A 21,468-nucleotide genomic window follows, 5' to 3' on the forward strand; every position below is an offset into this window, starting at 1 on the left:
CCCCTTAAGCTTTATACGTTGGATAATCAATCAGACCTTTCTCACCACCACCAAACAAGGTGTTTGGATCATGCTCTGCCAATGGGTAGCCGTGAAGTAGACGTTCAGGAAGATCGGGATTCGCCACAAAAGGTCGACCAAAGCCGATCATATCAGCCAGTCCGTCATCAATAGCTTGCTTTGCTTTTTCCGCATTATAACGACCTGCGTAGATCAGCACGCCTTGAAAAGCATTGCGCATTGCACGTTTGAATGAGACGGGTGTATCTGGTGCATCATCCCAATCGACTTCAGCAATATGTAGGTACACGATATGATGTTTATTGAGTAACGCTGCGGCAGCGGTATAAGTCTCAATAGGGGTAGCATCAACAGTACCATTGAGGGTTGTTAAAGGTGCCAAGCGCACACCAACGCGATCAGCGCCAATGGCATCGACCATTGCAGTTACAACTTCATCAAGAAAACGAAGACGGTTTTCAAGACATCCACCGTACTCATCAGTGCGATCATTCGCCTCTGAATCAATAAATTGGTTAATTAAATAACCATTAGCGGCATGCAGTTCAATGCCATCAAAGCCTGCCTCAATGGCATTCAATGCGGCTTGACGGTAATCTTCGATCACTTGCTGAATATCGGCTTTTGTCATCGCTCTAGGCTGAACGACGTCAACAAAACCAGGTTCATCACTGCCATTATCAACGAATACTTTGACGTTTTCCGCTTTTAATGCGGAGGAAGAAATCGGTTGCTTACCACCGATGTTATCTGGGTGAGTGACTCTTCCCACATGCCAAAGCTGCGCGAAAATAGCGCCTTGTTTGGCATGCACAGCGTCTGTCACTTTACGCCAACCAGCAATCTGCTCAGGTGTGTAAATACCTGGGGTCCATGCATAGCCTTTTGCCGTCGCTGAAATTTGCGTACCTTCAGACACAATCAATCCTGCACTGGCACGCTGAGCGTAATAGGTTGCCATCATGTCATTTGCGACATCACCAGGCTGACTGGCTCTTGAACGCGTCATCGGTGGCATGACAATGCGGTTTTTGAGTGTGAGTCCACCCAATGTGAATGGTTTAAATAGTGATAGTGACATAGTTGAGCCCTCTTCATTTGATAGGGGCATACTAGCAAATGAGTCACCAATCATTTATAGCAATAAAGGCAAATAATATTTGTATAAATTGCAACAATCAGCTTGTTTAAGCGGGTTACAGGGTTAGCTTTGGCTTAATAAAATCAATAAAAGCGGAGATCCGCTTGGCCACAGAAGAAGTCTTATAATACACAGCGTTGACTTGTTCTCTTCGTGGATGACTGATTTTTTCGCTCTCCAACAGCGAGATTAAACGTCCTTCGGCAATATCTTTATTCACCATAAACCCTGATAGACATGCAATGCCATTTCCTGCCAACACAATTTGTCGAATGGTTTCGCCATTACTTGATGACATCAAAGCGTCTAGTTGGGTAAAACCTTTTAAAGGCCAGTCATTCAAAATTTTGGGGGCGACAAATCCAATGAGATTATGCTGAGCAAGATCGCTGCTTTTAGTGGGGAGCCCGCGTTTTGAGATATATTCTGGTGAAGCCACAATATACAAGGGGCTTCGACCCAGCGACCGAGCATGTAGCGTTGAATCGCTCAAGGTACCAATACGGATTGCTAAATCGGTTTTCTTTTCTAGTAAATCCACAATGCCTTCATTGGAAGTTATTTCTAGCTCAATATCGGGATAGGCTTGATTAAATGACTGCACCAATGGCACCAGTTGATGAAACACAAACGGACTAGCCGCGTCGACACGTAAACGGCCTTTGGGCAATTCCCCACGGGAAATAATATCTTCTTCCGCCTGCTGTAATTGCATTAATCCCACCCGCACAGAGTCAATGAACTGGCGTCCTTCATCGGTTAATTCAATACGTCTAGTGGTTCGGTTTAGAATAGTGACCCCAAGTTGACTCTCCACTTTACTGACCGCTCTGGATACTCGCGCGACTTGGATATCTAGGCTCTCTGCTGCCGCTGAAAAACCTCCGGTATCGACTACAGCTAGTAAAATGGCTAAATCATCAGATTTTGTTCGCATGCTATTTCCCTCAACTTTATCCAATCGCTCATCAGCTTTATTGCATTTATAACAAATATCATTTGTAAAAACCTCTGTTTTTCACAAAACATCTTTAATGCAAAATGCCCCCCATCAATTAACAACGCGACGGCATAGCGACCAATACATCGGCTATTGCTGGTCATTTTCAAACAACAGAGAGTAAATATTATGCCTTTAGCACTTCTTGCATTGACGCTCAGCGCCTTTGCTATTGGAACAACGGAGTTTGTGATCGTGGGGCTACTCCCGACCATGGCTTCCGACCTAAATATATCACTGCCTTCAGCAGGCTTGCTGGTTAGCCTTTATGCACTTGGTGTTGCCATTGGCGCCCCGGTTTTAACGGCTTTAACAGGAAAGTGGAATCGTAAACACGTATTGATTACCGTCATGTCACTGTTTGTTGTCGGTAACTTAGTTGCATGGCAAGCACCTGGATATAACACCCTGATTATCGCTCGTATTTTGACAGGTTTAGCCCATGGTGTATTTTTCTCCATTGGTTCAACCATTGCTACCGGTCTGGTACCAAAAGAAAAAGCCGCCAGCGCCATTGCGATTATGTTCACTGGTTTAACCGTGGCGTTAGTCACAGGCGTGCCGCTTGGGACATACATAGGTCAAACCTTTGGCTGGCAATCAACCTTCTTAGTTGTTGCGCTATTAGGTTTAATCGCATTAATTGGTAGTGCTTTCTTAGTACCAAATAACTTAAAACAACCTGCTGCAGCTAAGCTTTCATCGCAGCTTAAGGTATTAACTCAACCTAGATTATTACTGGTTTATGCGATTACTGCACTGGGTTATGGCGGCACTTTTACTGCATTCACTTTCCTTGCTCCTATTTTGCAGCAAGAAACTGGCTTTAGTGCGAATGCAATTAGTTTAATTATGTTGGTTTATGGAGTCTCAGTTGCGATTGGTAATATTTGGGGCGGAAAAATGGCCGATAAAATGGGCCCAATAAAAGCCCTTAGCATTATTTTTACTGGTCTTGCAGCTGTGCTTATCGTGTTCAATTTTACCGCCGTTAACCCTATTGCCGCGGTAGCCACGATTTTAGTTTGGGGGGCATTTGCATTCGGTAATGTTCCAGGTTTACAAGTATATGTAGTGAAACTTGCTGAAAAATATACACCAGATGCAGTGGATGTTGCTTCCGGTTTAAACATTGCCGCCTTTAACGTTGGTATTGCACTTGGTTCATGGGGCGGCGGGATGGTTGTCGCTGAAGCAGGCTTAATGCATACACCTTGGGTAGGTGCAGTAGTTGTACTGATAGCGCTTGCTTTGACCCGCTTTAGTGGTCGTCTTGATAAGCGTGCAGAAAGTTAATGGTAAAAATGTATTAATGAAATAAACACGACTCTTACCCTTAGAGCTGGTCAATGCAGCAGCATTGGCCAGCTTTTCGCAACTTATATTGATTGGTATTAGACAAGATTGAAACTGATAAGAGGCACTCAATGAAAACCGTTTTTATTACTGGAGCTAATCGTGGCTTAGGATTAGAGCTTGCAAAGCAATATGCACAGCGACATTACAAGGTCATCGCTTGCTGTCGCGATATTGATTCAGCGCATGAGTTAACCCTGTTAGCACAACAGTATTCAAGCATTCGCCCTTATGCTCTAGATGTTAGTCATGAAACAGATATTCTCGCTTTAACTGAGGTGTTTAAAGAGCAACCTATTGATGTACTTATTCATAATGCTGGGGTGAGTGGTGAAGGATGTGACAACTTAGGCAATATGGATCAGCAAAGATGGCTAGAGGTGTTAAAGGTCAATACCATCGCACCCATGTTAATCACGCAGGCCTTGCTCAATAATATTCTAGCCGGCCAAGATAAAACCATAATCGGGATGACCTCAATACTGGCCAGTATTGATGATAACCGCTCAGGGGGACGATACAGCTATCGAGCATCAAAAGCGGCCCTCAACCAAATAATTAAATCTCTAGCCTGTGAATTATCCGAAGCGGGAGTGAAGACCATGGCAATTCATCCAGGTTGGGTAAAAACCGATATGGGTGGCAAGGAAGGCAAGGTAACAGTAGAAGAGAGTGTTAAAGGCATGCTTAATGTCATCGACAATTTAAAACTTAAACATTCAGGTTCATTTTTTGTCTACGATGGCACTCAATTGCCATGGTAAGCCCTGTAGTTACGTCACATGAAAGCTCTAAGGGGATGATATGCTTTTTACCTTTATAATCCTTTGTATTATCGCTTTGCTCGGATGGTATTTATACAAAGTCTCCCGTGATATTTCCCAAATTGACTGGGATTGGAATGGCGATGAGATCCTATAAATTGATATCGCCTGCATCTATGGCTGGTCACATTATATTCTAATGAAAAACTGTGAGCTTGCTCTGGTGCTGAGTAAATACTTTAACGCGAAATGGGGCGTGCGACGTGAAGTCGTATGAAGCGCTGTTCACCGCTTAATGTGTGAACCATCTGTATCACCAGATGAACCTATGAGCCTGAATAAAGTAGCGGCTCTGACAATGTAACGAAGAATGGTCATGGACTATTCGGGATCTAAATCGCGAGAGGACGATCCTCCTGATAACCACAAATCGGGTGAGTGCTAGGTAGTCAGTAAGATGAACATAAGTGAATCCGCGTAAGGTGCGTTATACGTTGAAGCAGCGGAAGTTGTAACCCTCCCTTATATCGATCATATTTTAAGAGAGTTTTCTTTATTTAACCGCTCATATAGCTTGGGCGGTAGCAAAGAATGTCGTAGCAAGAAAGGGGATTAGGTTGGATGTATTCCACAAAGGGTTCACCGTTAAACACTTATAGGCCTTGAAAGGATTGACTCAGACAATGTACCTGCTTTGTACATGAGCAGAACCGCCCAAACGTGAAGTTCACACCTATTTGTTTAGCAAACTCCTTATGCAATAAAGGTTTTCATTTCTTATCTGTGGCTGAACAAATACCCGTGGATCAGTCTAAAATAATCGACAACAGCGTGATTTTGTACCTCAGAAATGTCTAAATTCAAATTAGCACCGCCAGTCTTTAGACTGGGCTGGCAGTGCTTTTTACGACTCAATATTTAATCAACTAACATTAATCAACTAACATTAATCAACTAACGCCACACCTGATCAAATACTCGGTACATATTACCACCCAAGAATTTGCCACAATCCTCTTGGCTATATCCATTTTGTAGCATTTTATCAATCAGTGCCGCTACAATTTGGTAAGGTGCTGGAGTAGGGAAGCCCTTTGCACCTGCTGCTGCACTATAGCCGCCATCAGGGAAAACAGCAGCGCCCATTGGGGTTTGCATGATTGAGGCAGTAAAATTAATATTGGGAATATAGTCTGAACCAAAACCCACGTGATCAATACCAACTAGGTTCACCATGTAATCGACATGACGGAATAGCGCGTCTGTGGTAACAATATCTGGGTTAGACGTGTCCATAAATGCGCCAACCATATTGATTGAGCATACACCACCACTCTCTGCGATGGCTTTGATTACTTCGTCAGATAAACTACGTTGATAATTGGCCATGGCTTTTGCACCTGAGTGCGAAGAAATAACAGGTTGACTACTGCGCTCTATAGCATCAAGCGAGGTACGTTCGCCTGTATGGCTAACATCTACCACCATGCCGTAACGGTTATAGCTATCAATCAGCTTTTTACCAAAGGCGGTCAAACCGCGATTTTCAGGTTCAAAGCAACCATCTCCTACTTCATTGCGATTGTTGTAAGCTAAAAGACAGTAGCCATAACCTAACTCACGCCACAAAGCGACACGGTCCACATCGCCACCAAATATCTGGGTGCCTTGGTGAGTAAAAAATAGCCCAAGCTTGTCCTCTTTTACCGCATCATCAATGTCTTTTGTTGTACGGATAATTTTGTAGCTGTCTGGGCGTTCTCTCATTTTATTAAGATAAAAATCTGTGCCTTTCATGATGCCATCGACAGAGGCGTCTAACGAGTCCGCAGATGGACATGCTGCAAGTACTTTAAAACCAGCAGCCTTACAACGGTCCATTTCATCGTGAAATTCTGGCGCTTCAGGTGAAGACCACTGACTGGGATATAGTGCAGAAAATAGGGTATCAATGGTCATAGAATCACGGACAATATTGACAGCTTTTTCTGATGCGGGATAAAACTGTTTACGCTGTGGGATATTGGAATAATCTTTGATTTCAAATTCAGGTAGCTCAAGGGTTTTGTTATTAGTCATAATTCGATTCCTATAGTGTTTGCGCCTTTCAACATGTTCAATAAACGCTGAACTTGTTTAAGATCTAACTATAGTAGTCTCATTATCGTTGGAGTATTAATCGTTTATGTATGATCAAATCCTCAACTACTAGGATCCTGTTAACATCACCTTAAGGACTGACATGGTTTAGTCATACCACCAGACGCCGCATGGCTAGATGATATTCACTTTCAATATCTCGATAATAGGTTGTTAGGTTTTTTTCATTAGGTGAGTCCCGCAGGTTCATCGTTAGCTGCAACAATACCTAAAGCTAGCTAAGGAGGTTTTCTTAGCAATGTGGTCATTGCTCAAAGATGATTTGTGCCAAAACGAGGTTGTTTATTACAAAAAAAATCAGCAACAAACCTTGGTTAGTTGCTGATTTTTTGGCTATTTAATTTCTATTCATATTCAGAAGAATAAGTTTCTGAATAAGAATGAGAATATAGCTCAAATAAGTTTCCAAATGGGTCTTCTAAATACACCATTTTGTAAGGCTTATTATCATCTTCTGGATGGTAGCGCATGATGTCCATTCTGACTTTGCCACCGAATTTTTCAACTCGCTCGATAACGCCTTCAAAATCATCTGTTTCTAACGAGTAATGGAAGATACCGATTTTAGTGAAGTCGACAGTATGTTTTTGTTCACGGTCTTTCATTTCAAATAATTCAAAACCGATGCCATCTGACGTGACGAGGTGAGCAATGTTGAAGCCTTTAAAACCTTCACCAAATACCGCAATACACATTCTACCAATGGCAGTTTGTTTTTCTTCTATGACCTCAGACTTACCCATAACCGTTTCAAGACCTAATGCCTGGGTATAAAACTCGACGGCTTTATCCATGTCACCAACCATAATACCTACATGACTCATTTTCATAATATTTTCGCCTTATACGTTAATTGCTAAGCTGTTGCTTGTTCGTTTTGATAGCAGAAGTATATGGCGAGCCGATGATCTAATAAAATTATCAAAATTTATAAAGTTAATAAAATTATGTTATGAAGTTGACTGGACTGCAATGTAGTTAGCATTAGGAATGTTTGGGCTGGCATAAAAGCAAAAAAGCTAAGCAGACGCTTTTATGCCGAGCCTGCTTAGCTTAGTTATTTAAACAATGAGCTAGCAGGTTGCTGTTAACATTGCGTAACCTAGTTCAATGTATGCATTAGCATCTTCAACCCCTTTGGTTTTTAGATGATGAGCAAAACCCAGTCTGGCACTCATTACTATCCAAAACGTGGCACTGATAAAGCCTATAATGCGCCATATATTTGATTTTGCCCATTTAAGCGCAAACGTAATTGAGAGTACATACAGCACAAACCCCGCTAGTTTTGATGATGCCCAACCATTAACGAAGGGGTATAAATTCAGTGGATTTACAATAACAAGGTAAAGGAATGTCGCGATAAACAACGTATATAAGATGTGTGGCCCTGTCTTAAGTAGCTTTATATTGACCTTGTCAGAGCCTTTCATAGTTAATAGTAAGTTAATGATAAAAAAGATAAAGGTGAGCGCGATTATTGTTAGGTGGGTATGCTTAACTATCATGTACATACTGGTGTTCCTTTTAGTATTTTTGATTTTACTAATATAGCTTGCTTGTTATTTGAATTGATATATTTATTGTTAATTATAATTGCCCATTGGTATTTCTAATTAGTAACTTGATTTAAGGTAAAGTTTACCATCGGAGAATACGTAAAAAGAGATAATTAAGATCAGTCAGTGATAGGAATTCAAATCGAGATGTGTAGAGAATCGAATAGATGACCAAAAATAAATTAAGCGCATCATTTGTTTTTTTCTATATAAACAATAGCTTGCCTAGCATTGTAAAGCTCTAATTTGGCAGTTAAGGCTTTATCAATATCCGTCGCCCCCCGTGAACAGAGCAAAGCGAAAGTCGCGGGGTCGTTCGTTGGCTAAGCCCCCCCGATCTCTACGCCGTATTCAATACGAAAGGCTCATCAGTAATGATGAGCCTTTTTCTTAAGTTCGCTTTGTTAAATAACCTGGCTCAATTCTAATAGAAGTTTATCAAGTTAAATTAAGATTAATGTTAGCCTATCCTTATGATTTTAAATTGGTTTAATTGTATTTTTTATTGTAATTAGTATGCAGGGGTAAAGACTTGGATATTAGCTGATGTGGCATTGTCCTTTTGTATTTATAATGCTGCTCCATATAACTATTTGTCACGCTTTTATCATTAAGGATGAGAATCTTGTTGGTTCGTAGCTTAAAAATAATGATGCTATTGATTTTGTCGTTGAGTGCATACTCAGTAACGGCAGATGAGCAGTCGGTTATTTTTAATCACAAGATGGAAGTCCAAAAAGTTCAGCTCGACGTTAATATTGATATAGCAATGACAGATTTAGCTTTAGAGCTAGATGACGGTGTCAGTGCAACAATGGCTTCACCTGCTACAGAGCAGCCTTTAGTTGATAATATAGATAATTTTAACTTCCTAAATGAGCTAAGAAGGGTTGTTAGCAGTGATAATCGTGCAGGCTTAGGCAAGATCCCTAACTATTACTTACTGGTTGCTTTTATGGAGCCAGTGTTATTAGATTCTGCCTCCACAGCCATTGCTACTCCAAAATTTGTTGAGCACTGGACAAGTAAAATTACCCGCTCCACTTCTCGAGTTTCAGGCTGGAAAGACGGCAATAGCCTTTACAGCCATTACCATATCCGTTTCGCATAAATTTCTGATTTTCGCTTAGTCCAACATTTGTTGGATATTTTTAGTGTCTACAATTTGCTCCTTTAATCTAACTGATAATTAAATCTCGTTAGTGATAGCTGGGTAATTGTAGCTACTGTAATTTGTGATTACAGAGATATTTATATGAAAAAATCACCCAATAAAACACCGATAAACCGTTATGCTACATGGAAATATGTGGTGTTAATTATCACCCTAATGATCATGAGCCTCAGCGCAATACCGTCTTTGTATGGCGAGAATGCAGCGCTACATATTAATCATAGTGACACTCAAACAATTGATGCAACCGACGTTGCTCGTTTATTACATACTGCAGATATTTCGACCTTAGCTATTTCACAAGAGGACACTAATCTTGTGGTTGTACTTGATGATGACAGCCAACAATCAGCAGCGAAATCAATCGTTGAACAATCACTTGCAAGCGATTCAACCGTTGCATTAGCCATGGAGCCTGCAGCACCTGATTGGTTAACCAGTATGGGATTTAAGCCTATTAAACTCGGTTTGGACTTACGCGGCGGGGTGCAGTTTCTGTTAGATGTCGACATGGCGCCAGTTTATGCTGCTCACCGTCAAATGATTATTGATGATGTTGGTCAGGAAGTCAGAGGTGCCCGTGGTAGACAGGTTGATCAACGGGTTGAAATTAGTTTTCGAGACAGCCAAGATTTACCCAAAGCCGAGGCGTTCATTAAAGCCAGTTTCCCCGACTGGCAGATGAGCAAAAAGGCCAACATACTAGTGCTTAATCAGCGTGCTGATGCGCTCGAATTACTTCGAAGCACCACGGTTCAGCAAAATTTACAAATCATGCGCAGCCGAATAGAGCACTTGGGTATCACCGAGGCGTCAGTGCAAAGGCAAGGCGAAAACCGTATTCGAATCGAACTTCCCGGTGTACAAGATCCTGCTGCGGCCAAGCATGTTATTGGGGCGACGGCTTCTTTATCTTTCCACGCGCTAGTTGAGCCGCGTTCTGCAGTATCACTTTCTATTGCTGATGATAATGGCATGCCAATATCCATCGATAGAAAAGCGATTCTGGGTGGTGAACATATCATTGATGCCAGAGCCAGCTTAGGTGAAATGGGGATAGCTGAAGTGAATTTGTCATTAGATTCAGTTGGTGGCCAAAAGATGTCGCAATTTTCTAGGGCAAATATTGGTCAGCCGATGGCGACAGTTTATAACGAATTTATTCAAAATCATGATGGGGCTAGCATTCAAGAAAGTAAGGTCATTAGTGTAGCGACCATACAAGCGCAATTAGGTAGCCGTTTTCGTATTACTGGGGCTGGGAATTTGGCTGAAGCTCAGCAACTTGCGCTGTTGTTAAGTGCAGGCTCATTGACGGCGCCAGTAACGATTGTAGAGGAACGTACTATTGGGCCATCACTTGGGGCTGAAAATGTTAAAAATGGATTTGCAGCTCTGGCATTAGGCCTTGCATTAACCTTAAGTTTTATTGCGTTATGGTATCGGCGCTTAGGTTGGGTGGCTAATGCGGCATTATGTTTTAACTTGGTGATGTTGCTCGGGTTAATCGCGTTGATCCCTAGGGCGGTATTAACGATGCCGGGTATTGCAGGTTTAGTACTAACAGTCGGCATGGCGGTGGATACCAATGTACTTATTTTTGAGCGAGTTAAAGATAAGATGAAACAGGGATACAGTTTTGCACAGTCAATCAATAGTGGTTTTGACAGTGCTTTTGCATCTATTTGGGATGCAAACCTCACCACTATGATTGTCGCCATTGCGCTTTATTCCATTGGTAATGGCCCGATACAAGGCTTTGCTTTGACCTTAGGTTTAGGGTTACTCACCAGTATGTTTACCGGCATTTTTCTTTCAAGAGCCATCATTAATCTAATTTGGGGACGTGATAAGCGTCGTATGGTGAAAATATAATGAAGTATTTATTAAATGAGAAGTTTACTCAATTTCGCTTAGCGCTATCCGGATTATCAATTTTACTCTTGCTGGTGTCAGCATTGTTTATTGGATTTAAAGGTTTTAATTGGGGTTTAGATTTCACTGGTGGCGTGGTTGCTGAGGTGCAATTAGATCAACAGTTGCAAGCAAATGATATTAAGGCGTATTTAGATCAAACCTTAGGGCAAGATGTGCAATTGATTAAATCAATGGAAAGCGGTCAATGGACAATTCGATATAACCATGAAGGCGTGAGTGACACCAGTATTGCTGAGTATTTATCACCAATCAGTGAAACCATAAATATTTTGAGTAGCAGTATTGTTGGTCCACAGGTAGGGCAAGAAATGGTCGAGCAGGGTGGTTTAGCTGTGCTTGTATGTATGCTGTTGATTATGTGCTACTTGAGTATTCGCTTTGATTGGCGTTTAGCCTCAGGAGCTTTATTGGCATTGATTACTGACATCATTATTGTGTTGGGTGTGTTTGCGGTATTTCAGTTGGAGTTCAATTTAACTGTTTTAGCTGCTTTATTAGCAATTTTAGGTTACTCGCTTAATGACTCAATCATTATCGCTGATAGAGTGCGAGAGGTGATGCGGTTAAAACCAAACGGGGAAACCGATACCATCATCAATGATGCTGTTAAAGCAACTTTTTCTCGCACCATGGTGACCTCGGGCACAACACTGGTTACCGTGTCGAGTTTATGGCTTGTTGGCGGTGCGAGTTTACAAGGATTTTCTATCGCATTATTTGTCGGAATTATCTGTGGAACTTGTTCATCAGTCGCTTTGGCGGTGACGTTACCCCAGCTATTTGGTTTATCTCCTAAAGATTATATTGTTATCCCTATTGATATCGAGGACAGCTACTCATGATCAAATAATCAAGCATGAGTGGTTGTTCGCAACTGGACCTTAATTAAATTGCCCATATAAATAAGCCCACTTTATTGTGGGCTTATTTTTGAGTGTCGAAGAGTTAAACTAGATTAATCAATAAGCTTTAGCTATTGATAACAACTGCGGTAAAAATTCATTATCCAGTTTGGCAATTTTGGCTTGTTCGGTTAATACATCATGTAAAATTTCATGGGTAGTAAGCGGATTCGCTAATACGACCCTAAATACGGTGACGATTTCACGGTGGTATTTAGCCGGTTTTATTCTCGTACGTGAGACAAATGATTTACCTTGTTCACGTTGGTGCTTTTGAATAAAGCGGGTTAAGCGGTCAAGCAGGTAATTACAGCGCTCTACAGTATTTATATCATCATTAGCTAATGCTTTATCAATTGTTAGTTGAACAGTCTTAGGCACGTAACGGTAGGTTAAAATACATAATTCAGGCTCTGTGATGAGCTCAAAATTTTCATCTGCAGCAATGTGCGATGCGAAATAACGGGCCATTTCTAGACCGTTGTTGATTAAAATCTCATAACCGTCACCACCGATGATCTGTAAACAAGCATGCACTAGCATTGCCATGCCAGGTCGTGAGCCTTCGAGGGTTTGACTACCTAAATCTTTAGAGCCTACTCGCAAAATATACTCGGCATGATGAGCAATGGCATGTGCAAGCTCTGGGTCTTTAAATAACACCATGCCCGCACCCATAGGCACGTACATTTGTTTATGGGCATCAATAGTGACCGAGTCGGCTAATTCAATGCCATCGAGTAAATAGCGGTATTTGTTCGACAGTAAACTGGCCCCGCCCCAAGCTGCATCAACATGAAAGTGGCATTGGAGTTCAGTGGCGAGTTTTGACAGTTCAACTAGTGGGTCGATATTACCGGTTTCGGTGGTGCCAGCAACACCGACAATGGCCATTACCTTAATATTGTCATCGGCGAGCTTTAATGCGGTTTGACGCATGGCCGCTACATCGACTTTATTGTCCGCAGTGGTGGGGATACTGATGATGTTGTCTCGACCAATACCCAGTAAGTCAGCGGTTTTACCAATTGAGTAATGGCCGCGCTCAGACACTAAGATGGCTAAATCGTCATATCCATAGTGTTTCAGTGCTTTAGGTAATCCTTCACGGTTAATGCCTTTAAAATTACCATCAGCTTTTAGTAACTGGTTTCGTGCTATCCATAATGCGGTGATATTGGCCACCGTGCCACCAGAGCAAAATGCGCCAAGGGAGTAGTTAGCGCTGTGCATCCATTGCTCATAAAAGTCAGTGTCTTGGCTGTAAATTAAGTGGTGCATCATCCCCAGCACTTGGCGCTCTAATGGAGTGAATGCTTTGGATGTTTCTATTTTGACTAAGTTCTGATTCAAGCCCACCATCATTTTAGATAAGGGTAAAACAAAGTAGGGCAGCGCTGATGTCATATGACCGATGAAGCTCGGCGCCGAGGTATGCACCGAGTGTGCTACCAGATTTTGCATTATTTCGTCAGTATAATCAGATACAAAACGAGGCGAATCAGGAATTTGAAACGCTTTAAAGTCAGTTTCAATAAGTGATAATGGCTTTTCTAATGCAGCAATACTCTTACCTAAAAAGCCCGCTAAGTCTTCAGAAAGTTTCTGCTCGATAATGCTTAAGGTTGAGTCGGCGTCTTCAGGTACGGTAAAAATACGCAGAAGACTTGCCTCTGATGCTTGTGCTATGCGGTCGTGTTTGGTCATTAACTGGTGCCATCATTTTTATTCTTGGGCCAATAATGTGCTAAATATATTGATATAAGCGCTTTCATGGCCATTATGAGGGCTAACTTTACTGCAAGGATTATTTCGCAGCAAGTTTTTAACTCAAACTGACTATTTACTCAGCGACAACTGATAAATTGCGGCGATATTCTGCGCAGTATTCGCCAGGTTGTCATGGGCGTTAGCCAGAATATCATCCAGTGGTGCTAATGACGGAATAATAGGAAATATCGCTGTCATGCCTTGAGCTAAAATTAGCTCGGCGCCATCACCAAAGCAGCCAGCAATGCCAATGACAGGTACGTCTTGATGTATACCTTGTTGCAGCACACCCATTGGGGTTTTACCGCCTAATGTCTGGCTGTCCATGCGTCCTTCACCTGTGATGACGAGATCGGCGTCAGCGATAGCATCTGCAAGCTTCACAGTGTCAATGACGATATCGACCCCCGGCTTTAGCTTGGCATTGAGTAGTGTCATCACCCCATAGCCCATACCGCCGGCCGCGCCTGCGCCAGGAAACTCTGCGAGCTCAGTTGTCGTTGTAAGTGAATGAGTTGCACAAACCACCTTGGCAAAGTGAGCTAATGCAGCATCAAGTTCTGTAACCATCTGCTCATCTGCGCCTTTTTGAGGACCAAAAACAGCGGATGCGCCATTAGGGCCGCATAGCGGATTATCTACATCACAGGCCACCTCAATTTTACATCGCGCCAGTAACGGGTGAGCTGATGTGTTATCAATTTTTGCAAGCTCGGTTAACCCCAAGGCGCCATAACAAATAGGCTTATTTTGTGCTGTAAGTAAGGTAAAACCTAACGCCTGGGCCATGCCTGCACCGGCATCGTTTGTCGCACTGCCACCTAAACCTAAAATAATATGTTTTATACCTCGGTCTAAAGCGTCTTTTATTAGTTCACCCGTGCCATAACTTGTCATTAGCATAGGGTTACGGTTAGCACGTTCCACGTAATCTAGGCCAGATGCTGCGGCCATCTCAATCACAGCGGTCGCAGTTTGAGCATCTTGATTAATGATGCCGTAATGAGCGTTTACAGGAGTGCCTTCGGGGCCTGTGACTTGCAAGCTGATAATTTCCCCTTGGGTTGCATCAACCATAGCCTGCACCGTACCTTCGCCACCATCGGCCATCGGCACTTTACAATACTGAGCATCAGGAAATACTCGCTTAAAACCTGCTTCAATGGCATTAGCAACACCTAAGGCGCTGAGGCTTTCTTTGAAGGAGTCTGGCGCAATGACAATTTTCATAGGTGTCCTACCTGTAGTAACTTAGTGATTGGCGTTTAAACCTGAGCTTATGAATAAATTAGCAGTAAATGCATGTTTGATAAATGCTTAAAACGAAGCAGCTATTGAAAAATTTTATTATTGCTATTGGATAAGTGGATATTAGCCATAAAGCTGGCTTTGATAGGGGCAGGACTTGGGGATAGGACTTAGGCCAGGAGTAAAAATGAAAATGGGCACTCATTTCATGATAAATGCCCACAAATATATAATTCAGCTGAAAACCACCAAAGTGTAAGTGATGGTTAGGCGACGGAAATTTGGTTAAACAACTGGAATAGCCAATAGCCAAATAAACCGTAGCTGGTTAACAGTGTCAATATGGTCGAAAACTTTGCCACTGGCGCAATAGGCGTTTGTTTTAAGGCTAAGTGGCACAATACAATAGAAAACAGGCTGATTGGGGCAACAATAATGCTTAAAGGCAAAATAATAATCGCCCCTGTTAGTAGTATTAACGCTGATTGCATGCATGGTACTTTTTTATTGGTTAACAACAGTGGCACTAACGCCGCACCAAAGCCCAATAACACAGCGCCCAAATATAAAATAAACTGTGCTAAAGACTGATACTCGGCAATAAAGCCAATGAGTGCAATTAACGGAAACACTAAGCTCAGTGTGACATGCTTTTGGCTAACGCTTTTTTGCACGTATAAACCTGCAAAATAGCAGCTAGCTTGCGCGATAGCATTAACGCAAGTAAAGGCCATTAAAGCAATGAAGATAAGAATGCTGTTATTGGTCATAACGGTCGAACTGGCGGCAAATGCCGGAAATGCAACCATTGAGCTAAGCAGAACAATTGATGTTTTTTGCATAATAATTTGGCTATTTCTACTGTATGAAATCAAAGATAGTGGCACTAGCAGTAAATTTTAATCGACTATTAGTGTAATAGCTTTTGTTAATTTAGTAATTGCAGGTTATTTGTAGTTTATTGATAGCTACTGCACAAAACGTTAAATTTCTGGCAAAAAAAAGCCTGCTATATTGCGATAGCAGGCTGGTATTTTTTACTTAGTTTTATAATTTGTAATTTACACTTAACATAATCATATGTGCTGTGTAGTCATGGCTATTACTGCCAAAACTCATTACATTCCAAATGGTATCTGGTTGGATATCATTGGCTGCATCATTATCTAAGTACTTTTCAATTTTGTAGTCTAAACGGACAGCCATTTTGTCAGTGGCTTGGTATTGACCATATAAATTGACGTTGTGCACTTTAGCAAAGTAGTCGCCGTAGTTGCCAGTAACATTTTGGCGAACTTGAGTCGTACTGTCAGATTCTGAATAGGTGTAATCTAAACCTAAACGTAAACGGCTATCCATTAAGTTGTTGTAACTTAAATTTGCACCGACAACATCGATAGTATCTTCGATATCCGCTTCCCAAGTTGGACCTGAGAATGTGCTACTACCCGCTTGTTGTGACTCAATGATTTGATAATTATAAAATGCATTTAGCATCACATCTTTATTAAACATGTAGTTGAAATTGATATCGTAACTGGTGTCTTTCGACTCAGTTAGGCCAATTTCAGTGTCTGTATAATCATCAAGTGCGTAACGCGCGCCAAAATCGATGGCTAATGCTTCGAGAGGGCTATAGCTCACTCGCGCTTCAACCATACTACGGTCACGATCAGCAATGTAGTACTTACGTAATAAGTCGTTATTTTCTGAAGAGGTCCACTCAGACGCTTGGTAATCAGAACCATCACGGCTGCCAAAGCTACCTTTAATCCACATGTCCCATTTATCAAAACTGTTTAAACGGTAACGGGCCCAAACTGTGCTTTCTTCAGTGACTTCACGCTCTGAATAACTACGCTCATCACGGTTATAATCAACTCCTGCATCAAGCTTCATTCCGCGAGTAATGCGGTAATCTGCAGCAATCTTAGCGCGATGAGTCGTTTGATCGTATGGCGTGTTATAAGCCACTTGACCGTTGACATCATTGATGCTGATTTGAGTCCACTCTTCGATGTTGGTGTTGTTGTCGCGATCTGAGTAGTCGTAGCTACCAGTAACACGAACTTCACGGTTGATACGCTTAGCTGCTTTTAACGTTAAGCCGGTGATATCAACTTTGGCATCAATTGATTCCGTTGGTACGCTGTAACCATAGCCTGAGGTGACTAAATCTTGATCTTGAGTCATTTGACCAAACATCAAACGGCCACTGATAGCTGCGCCATTTTCATTGTATTGACCTAATAACGACACAATATGTGATTCGTTGTCAGGGTCTAATGACATATAACCACGGGTTTGGCCACCAAACGTTGGGTTAAAGGCATTGTCATAGCTTAACTGGGCATTATCATTTTTAAAGATAGAACCGTCATAGTTAAGGCTAGTGAACCAGTTAGCGCCTCTAAATTTAATACCCGCATTGATGGTATCAGTGGTGTAATCAACAGGCTCTGCAATCATCATAGATTGATTGAAAAAGCTACCCGATGCCGTTTTGGTGCCGGTTTTTTCTTCACGTTGATAATTCACATAAGTAGTGAATAGTGACTCAGTTTGATATTCAAACCCTAAACCTGCACGTTCACGTTTAAGTGATAATTCAAACGGGTTTAAGCTGTTACCAAGCTCAGTCATACCGTCAGTCGTACCTGCTGTCACCCAGCCGTCAGGCAAGGTTAAATCGTTACCACCAATACCACTGTATGGAGACATCACGGTATTAGAGCTATAAGTAGCAATTGAGCGATAATTAAGGTTGAAGTTATATTGGCCTAATTTGCCAACATTCACATCTAAACGGCCATTGTCTAACCCTAAATCGGTGGCTTCAACTTTAGCGCGGTAGCCCGATTTACCAATATAGTTAATATCAGCATCAACTTTGGGAGCAAACTCGTTGCTGCTGCCAAATGCATTGGCAGAGTGAATATCATCTTCGCTGTTATACGCAACGCCTACACCCACACTACCGGTTACGCCAGTTTCTACAGCACAACCTTTACAAACCCATTTATCATATTTGACTTTGTCTGTGTTGGCATTACCGACACCGTAGCCATCAGCGGCCATTGCAAAACCTGCATTGGCTACTAGCGCTAAGGTGATTAAGTTCAGTTTAAATTTCATAGTCGTACATCCTTAACGCTGAAGTAATTTGCCAGAAGGGTGGTTTGAACCATGTACTTGGCTATGACAATTTAAACAACTGCGGCCACCAGTAAAGGCATTATCACCAACATTAGAACCCATTCCTGTGTTGCCTAAGTAAGCATTGCTAGCATGACCATCGCTGGCATGACATTGCTGACATAGCTGAGGAGCACGAGTTTTTAGCATTCCTTCGTTAACTGAACCATGTGGGTTATGACAACTTACACAGTTTTCTGTCACTGGTGCGTGTTCCCAAAGTTTTGGACCACGTTTTTCAGCATGACATGAGTAACATGTTTCATTGACACTTGGTTTAACAAGATCTGAATCAGCCATGCTGCCATGTGGGTTGTGACAATCACTACAGGTCATTTGGTCAAACTTCATTGGATGACTTGAGCGTTTGTTCATGTCGGTTTTAACTTTAACATGACAACTAGTACAGACTTCCATTTCAGTCTTTTTAGACAAAATAGGGTCATTTGCAGTATGAACATTATGACAAGATGCACAAGCAACATCAGCATTATCATGATGGCTAGTGTTCCAAGACATACGCTTGTCGTCTAAGTGACAGCCCATACAGACACTGTTTTGTTTTTCTGGTGCCAAAGTTGAATCTGGTCCAAAAGCGATTACAGGTTCATTACCACCACGGTTATGTTTACCCATAGGGCCATGACACGCTTCACATTGAAGGCCAGCCATTGGGCTTTTTGATGAGTCAATTGCGCCATGAACACCTTTAAAGATATCCATTACTTTTTCTGAACGCTTATGACACATTAAGCATGAGTCAGCGCCTTTAGGTGAATAACTACCTTCTTCGAACTTTTTATCAAGTACGGCTTCAACTTCGTCAGGTGTCATTTTTGCATCCCACTTCGACGCATAAGCCGAGTGAGACATCCCAAGAGATAGCAAAACAACTGCCATCAATGTCGGGATTAAAGTGTTTAATTTCATTTTGATTTTCATAGTGAGGCTTCCCAATCTATCCATGATGTTGATGTGATTTATGTAATCTAAGGGAGAAGCAAGCTTCTCCCTTAAGGGTAAATTACATCTTCACCGCGGTGTGATCGAAAATAGTAGGTTTATGACAACCCATACAGAACTCAAGAGGAGCTGAGTCAGTTGCTTCTTCGTAAGACCCATTAACTACACCACCTTGACCTTCAGCATGTGCCTTGATTTCATCAAAACCATGACAAGAAGCACAAGTTGCTGTGATTGGAGTAGAATATAAGCTACCTGAGTAATTAGGATTATCAGTTGCTAATGCACCTTTCAGCTTGAATGCATCTAGATTGAAGTCGTTATGACACTGAGTACAATCACTGATGATACCTTCAGCGCCATGAACGCTGTGAAGTTTCATTTCAAGTGCGCCTTGGTTTTGGCCAGAAGCATAAGTACCGTCAGGAGTGTGACAAGTTACACAACCATCTACACCAATAACCACTTCACCGTCAGCGTTCTCACGACCTAATTGCTCAGTCATAACAAAACCTGCATGGTGTCCTTTATGAATCTCAAAAGTTTCACCGTGACAGTTTTGACAAGTTGAGAATTCTACAGAATCAGTATGACGCATGCTTGGTGCTTCACCTGAGAAGGTACCAAATGTCATATCTGCTTTCATACTGGTTGTCATGACATCGTCGCCACAATCAACAGTAGCAACACCATCGTTACACATTTCAAGGCCAATAAAGCTGAACGCTGTATCAGTGTCTTGTATGCCTGCAGGTGAATCAACACCAAATGGTAGAGAAGGGATAGTGTATTCTAAGTTTCCAGCAACAACCGATACCATATCTTGCAACTCGCCACCGCTTACTAAATCAACAGCAACTTTTGCTAAACCCGTTCCAGGACTTGCGTTGTACCCCATTACAGGGAAGTTTGGTCCAACGTTTGTGATTGTTTCTAAACGTTGAATTTGGCTAACAAAATCAGATGCATTAAGTGCATTACCTGTTGCATCAGTAATCGTTACTGAAAGCGTAGCTGATTTATCTTCATTAACAGTCAGCGTTGAATTCATGCCATACATATCGATAAAGGCTTTCTTCTCTACAAAATCGCCAGTATGAATTTCTTCAGTCCAAGATGCATTATGACAAGCGATACAGTTTGAGTTATCTAACTGCTGAGAGTGACCTTGACCGGCTTTAAAGTCGATGTTGGTATGACAACTTGTACAGGTTTCCATTGTTGGAATACGTGTCCAGTTACCCCATTCAGTTAACTCTTCTGATTCAACGTGACAAGTTTGACAGTTGTCTTGCACGATAGCGTGAGCTGTTTCAGCTGGGTTATCACTTCTGCCCCAAGCTTTGTTGGAGTTATGCACGTTATGCACTAAGTGTGCAAAAGCAACTTCAGGTTTACCACGACCGTCAGCCCACTCTTGGGTATGACAAGTAATACAGGTTTCTGCTGTCGTTGCTTGATGGTAAATAGTTTCACCTTCAGCATGACAAGCTGTACAGACTTCATGTGAAACAATATTTTTAGTATATTTAGCTTCATAGCCTTCGCCATCAAAATCAGCAACGATTTCACTTACCGGAACGGGCGTTACGCCGTCAAGTAGGGTAGAGGCTTTTGATACAACGTTGAAACGTTGGGTTAAATCAGCATTAAATGTGTCAGTGTCAAAGCTGTCGAAGGTAAATTCGTAACTACCATTTTTGTTATCCACAAAAGTCGATGTAGAACCTAGCTTCTGCCAATTAGCACTATTACCGGCGCCAGTGGCTCCGGCTGGGATTAACTGTGCAGAATTTTTAATTGAAATATCTTTTAAACCAACAACAACTAAATCTTCTTCGTTGGTTGCGAATACTTCAACGATAGGCATACCATCTTCATAAGTCACCTTAGTGACATCAAGATTAAGTTGTGCAATCGTTTCAGCTGGTTCACCGCCAGGAAGGCCAGGGATACCAGGCTTGCCATCATCTCCGTCACTGCCACAGCCGCTTAAGGCCACGCTTACTGCACTTGCTACGAGCATTAGTGCTAATTTGGAATTTTTCTTGTTCATCATTTGTCCCTGCATCAATAAGACATTGCTAATTTTGACTTAGCTTTTGCGCTACATAGATACTTAGTCTATTGAGTCAATTTAGCTTTTTTGGATTTTAAATTCATCAATATAAGATTAATCCACAATTAGAGAAAAATCTTTATATGTCGACTGAGACTGTGAAGCGGATCAGTCTATTTATAAATAGGTACATATTTTGTGAAAAATCAATTTTAATA

At 41.8% G+C, this 21,468-nt stretch carries 16 protein-coding genes; 5 read left to right on the forward strand and 11 right to left on the reverse strand.

Annotation, left to right across the window (positions count from 1 at the left end):
• Window positions 1-4: 4 nt before the first annotated feature.
• A complete protein-coding gene (locus BCU57_RS03575; protein ID WP_102436128.1) occupies window positions 5-1,102 on the reverse strand; it encodes an alkene reductase in 1,098 nt (365 codons plus the stop codon).
• A gap of 115 nt (window positions 1,103-1,217) precedes the next feature.
• Window positions 1,218-2,099 carry a LysR substrate-binding domain-containing protein gene (locus tag BCU57_RS03580; protein ID WP_017062691.1) on the reverse strand — a complete coding sequence of 294 codons (882 nt, stop codon included), beginning with the start codon at window positions 2,097-2,099 and terminating at the stop codon, window positions 1,218-1,220.
• A gap of 192 nt (window positions 2,100-2,291) precedes the next feature.
• Between BCU57_RS03580 and BCU57_RS03585 the strand changes: the two genes are divergently transcribed.
• Window positions 2,292-3,458: an MFS transporter gene (locus tag BCU57_RS03585; RefSeq protein ID WP_029235440.1), complete on the forward strand. Its 1,167-nt coding sequence runs from the start codon at window positions 2,292-2,294 to the stop codon at window positions 3,456-3,458.
• A 131-nt stretch (window positions 3,459-3,589) separates the two neighbouring features.
• Window positions 3,590-4,282: an SDR family oxidoreductase gene (locus tag BCU57_RS03590; protein WP_102436122.1), complete on the forward strand. Its 693-nt coding sequence runs from the start codon at window positions 3,590-3,592 to the stop codon at window positions 4,280-4,282.
• A gap of 954 nt (window positions 4,283-5,236) precedes the next feature.
• On the opposite strand, the gene BCU57_RS03595 is transcribed toward BCU57_RS03590, so the two are convergent.
• The 3 genes from BCU57_RS03595 to BCU57_RS03605 form a co-directional block, all read right to left on the reverse strand.
• Entirely contained in the window at window positions 5,237-6,361 is a 1,125-nt protein-coding gene (locus tag BCU57_RS03595) for a dipeptidase (protein WP_102436120.1), read from the reverse strand.
• A gap of 425 nt (window positions 6,362-6,786) precedes the next feature.
• On the reverse strand, window positions 6,787-7,272 hold the full coding sequence (locus tag BCU57_RS03600; protein WP_102436118.1) for a VOC family protein: 486 nt from the start codon (window positions 7,270-7,272) through the stop codon (window positions 6,787-6,789).
• A 243-nt stretch (window positions 7,273-7,515) separates the two neighbouring features.
• On the reverse strand, window positions 7,516-7,956 hold the full coding sequence (locus tag BCU57_RS03605; RefSeq protein ID WP_102436116.1) for a SirB2 family protein: 441 nt from the start codon (window positions 7,954-7,956) through the stop codon (window positions 7,516-7,518).
• A gap of 670 nt (window positions 7,957-8,626) precedes the next feature.
• On the opposite strand from BCU57_RS03605, the gene BCU57_RS03610 reads away from it, so the two are divergent.
• The 3 genes from BCU57_RS03610 (at window position 8,627) to secF (ending at window position 11,955) form a co-directional block, all read left to right on the forward strand.
• Window positions 8,627-9,112: a hypothetical protein gene (locus tag BCU57_RS03610; RefSeq protein ID WP_133126421.1), complete on the forward strand. Its 486-nt coding sequence runs from the start codon at window positions 8,627-8,629 to the stop codon at window positions 9,110-9,112.
• Between the two features lie 144 nt (window positions 9,113-9,256).
• The gene (gene secD, locus BCU57_RS03615) at window positions 9,257-11,050 is read left to right on the forward strand and encodes a protein translocase subunit SecD (protein ID WP_102436112.1); all 1,794 of its coding nucleotides are present in this window, start codon (window positions 9,257-9,259) and stop codon (window positions 11,048-11,050) included.
• Window positions 11,050-11,955 (forward strand): protein translocase subunit SecF, encoded by a 906-nt coding sequence (gene secF / locus BCU57_RS03620; protein ID WP_102436110.1) that lies wholly within the window; start codon window positions 11,050-11,052, stop codon window positions 11,953-11,955. Before secD ends, secF begins: the two co-directional genes overlap by 1 nt.
• Window positions 11,956-12,072: 117 nt before the next feature.
• Here the strand turns inward: secF and panP are convergent, their stop codons facing one another.
• The 6 genes from panP to BCU57_RS03650 all read right to left on the reverse strand — a co-directional run bounded on the left by panP (window position 12,073) and on the right by BCU57_RS03650 (window position 21,250).
• Window positions 12,073-13,722, reverse strand: coding sequence for a pyridoxal-dependent aspartate 1-decarboxylase PanP (gene panP / locus BCU57_RS03625; protein WP_102436108.1), 1,650 nt, complete (start codon window positions 13,720-13,722; stop codon window positions 12,073-12,075).
• A 132-nt stretch (window positions 13,723-13,854) separates the two neighbouring features.
• Entirely contained in the window at window positions 13,855-15,015 is a 1,161-nt protein-coding gene (locus tag BCU57_RS03630) for a glycerate kinase (protein ID WP_102436106.1), read from the reverse strand.
• Window positions 15,016-15,299: 284 nt separating this feature from the next.
• On the reverse strand, window positions 15,300-15,875 hold the full coding sequence (locus BCU57_RS03635) for a hypothetical protein (RefSeq protein ID WP_102436104.1): 576 nt from the start codon (window positions 15,873-15,875) through the stop codon (window positions 15,300-15,302).
• A gap of 205 nt (window positions 15,876-16,080) precedes the next feature.
• Complete coding sequence (locus BCU57_RS03640) at window positions 16,081-18,168, reverse strand: MtrB/PioB family decaheme-associated outer membrane protein (protein ID WP_102436102.1); 2,088 nt, start codon at window positions 18,166-18,168, stop codon at window positions 16,081-16,083.
• A 12-nt stretch (window positions 18,169-18,180) separates the two neighbouring features.
• Window positions 18,181-19,128 (reverse strand): DmsE family decaheme c-type cytochrome, encoded by a 948-nt coding sequence (locus tag BCU57_RS03645; protein ID WP_413211446.1) that lies wholly within the window; start codon window positions 19,126-19,128, stop codon window positions 18,181-18,183.
• A gap of 124 nt (window positions 19,129-19,252) precedes the next feature.
• Window positions 19,253-21,250, reverse strand: coding sequence for an OmcA/MtrC family decaheme c-type cytochrome (locus tag BCU57_RS03650; protein ID WP_102436098.1), 1,998 nt, complete (start codon window positions 21,248-21,250; stop codon window positions 19,253-19,255).
• Between the last annotated feature and the right edge of the window lie 218 nt (window positions 21,251-21,468).

The organism is Shewanella sp. 10N.286.48.B5, from assembly GCF_002874355.2.
GTDB lineage: Bacteria > Pseudomonadota > Gammaproteobacteria > Enterobacterales > Shewanellaceae > Shewanella.